Origin of the sequence: Streptomyces sp. HD, from assembly GCF_028369295.1 — a bacterium.
Taxonomy (GTDB): domain Bacteria; phylum Actinomycetota; class Actinomycetes; order Streptomycetales; family Streptomycetaceae; genus Streptomyces.
The window spans coordinates 1-2,559 of sequence record NZ_JAQMYP010000131.1 but is presented as its reverse complement, the minus strand read 5'-3'; the positions used below and the strand labels follow the sequence as shown (position 1 = coordinate 2,559).

General features: G+C 72.6%; 1 protein-coding gene. It reads left to right on the top strand.

Annotated features, from left to right (window positions below; all coding sequences use genetic code 11):
• Nucleotides 1–2,559 (top strand): type I polyketide synthase (locus POF73_RS45600; RefSeq protein WP_272125438.1); only part of this gene is annotated, 2,559 nt, incomplete at both ends.

Here is a 2,559-nt window from a genome sequence, read left to right as displayed (position 1 = left end):
ATCACCCTGCTGACCGACGGCGTGGAGTGGCCGCGGTCGGAGGACCGTTTCCGTCGGGCGGGTGTGTCGTCCTTCGGTATCAGCGGCACCAATGCCCACGTCATCCTCGAAGAGGCGCCCGAGGTGTCGGCGGAGGTGGTCGAGGCGCCGTCCGAGCCGGGGCTGGTGCCGGTGGTGGTGTCGGGTGCGAGTGCGGCGGCGTTGCGGGGGCAGGCGGAGCGGCTGGCGGCGTGGCTGTCGTCGGATTCCGGGCTGTCGCACCGTGATGTCGCGCTGTCGCTGGTGACGACGCGTTCCGCGCTGGAGCATCGTGCCGCGGTCGTGGCCGCCGACCGGGAGCAGGCCCTGTCTGGTCTGCGGGCAGTGGCCGAGCAGGAGTCGGTGGGGCATGTGGTCACCGGTGCCGCGGTTACCGGGGGCGGTCGTACGGCGTTCCTGTTCGCCGGGCAGGGTTCCCAACGGCTCGGTATGGGCCGGGAGTTGTACGAGACATACCCCGTCTTCGCGGCCGCCTTCGACGCCGTGGACGCGGAACTCCCGTTCAACCTGCGGGACGTGGTGTTCGGTGAGGACGCGGACCTGCTGAACCAAACCGAGTACGCCCAGCCCGCCCTGTTCGCCCTGGAAGTCGCCCTCTTCCGGCTGCTGGAGTCCTGGGGTGTGCGCCCCGATGTGCTGGCCGGTCACTCCATCGGGGAGATCGCCGCCGCGCATGTGGCGGGGGTGTGGTCGCTGGCGGATGCCTGCCGTCTGGTGGCGGCTCGGGGCCGGTTGATGCAGGCGCTCCCGGCCGGCGGCGCGATGGTCGCCGTACAGGCGACGGAGGACGAGGTCCTGCCGCTGCTGAACGACCAGGTGGGTCTTGCGGCGGTCAACGGCCCGCGGGCAGTGGTCGTGGCGGGCACCGCGGACGCGGTGGAGGAGGTGGCCGCGCATTTCCGTGCCGAGGGCCGCAAGACCACACCTCTCCGGGTCAGCCATGCCTTCCACTCCCCGCTGATGGAGCCGATGCTGGCCGACTTCCGCGCGGTGGCGGAGGGGCTGACGCATGGCGAACCGCAGATGGCTCTCGTCTCCACACTCACCGGGACGTCCGCGGACCCCGACGAGCTCATGACCCCCGACTACTGGGTGCGGCACGTCCGCCAGGCCGTCCGCTATGGCGACGCCGTGCGCACGCTCGCCGAGCGGGGCGTCTCGCGGTTCGTGGAGCTGGGCCCGGACGGCACACTGACCGCGCTCGCCCAGGGCTGTCTGGACGGGGACAGTGAGGGCGCTCTGCTGCTGCCCTGCCTGCGCAAGGACCGGCCCGAGGCGGAGGCGACGCTGGCCGCGGTCGCCGCGCTGTTCACTCATGGCGGTGAGGTGGAGTGGCGCGCGATCTTCGCCGGGAGCGGAGCACGCACGCTTGAGCTGCCGACGTACGCGTTCCAGCGGAGGAGCTACTGGCCGACCCCGGACGCACAACGGCTCGGCGGCGACATCTCCGCCCTCGGGCTCACGGGCGCCGATCACCCGTTGCTCGGAGCCGCGGTGGCGCCGGCCGACTCCCAAGGCCTGGTGTTCACCGGTCGCCTGTCGCTGCAGAGCCATCCGTGGCTGCGGGACCATGTGGTCTCCGGCTCGGTCGTGTTCCCCGGCACCGGCTTCCTGGAACTCGTCCTGCGCGCGGCCGACCAGGTCGGGTGCGACCGGGTGGAGGAACTGACGATCGCGGTTCCGCTGGTGCTCTCCGAGTACGGCGGTGTGCGGGTCCAGGTGCTGGTGAACGGCCCGGACGAGTCCGGGCGCCGAGGCGTCAGTGTCTTCTCCCGCCCCGACAACGCCTCGGAGGACGAGGCGTGGACCCTCAACGCCACCGGCGCGGTGAGCACCCAGGCGGCCGTTCCGCGTCCGGACGGCTCCTTCGAGTTCGACTTCGGTGTGTGGCCGCCCCTAGGGGCGGTGGCGGAACCGGTCGAGGATGCGTACGAGCGTCTCGGCGGACTGGGGCTGACGTACGGACCGGTGTTCCAGGGACTGCGTGCGCTGTGGCGGCGCGGCGACGAGGTGTTCGCCGAGGTCGCGCTGCCCGACGCACACGAGGACCTCGCGGAACGTTTCGGGATGCACCCGGCGCTGCTGGACTCCGTCCTGCACGCCGTCCTGCGGGGCGTGTTCGGTACCGACGGGTCGCTGCGGCTGCCGTTCTCGTGGAGCGGGGTGTCGCTGTGGGCCACGGGCGCGCGCGAGCTGAGGGCGCGCGTGGCCCCAGTGGGCGCGGACGCCGTGGCATTGGAACTGGCGGACAGCACCGGCGGCGCGGTGGCCTCCGTGGACTCACTCGTGCTGCGTGAGGCGGTCGGCGGCCTCGGTTCGGCCGACGGAGGGCCTAGGGACGGGCTGTTCCAGGTCGACTGGGTGCGGGTGCCGGCGGACGCCGGACCGGCCCCCGCGGTGGGCCCCGGTCTGCCCGCACCGGACGAGCCCACGGCCGGTGACGTGCTGGTGCGGGTCGAGCGTCCTCTCGCCAGCGATCCGGCGGCCGCCCACGCGGTCGCCACGAGCGTGCTGGAACTG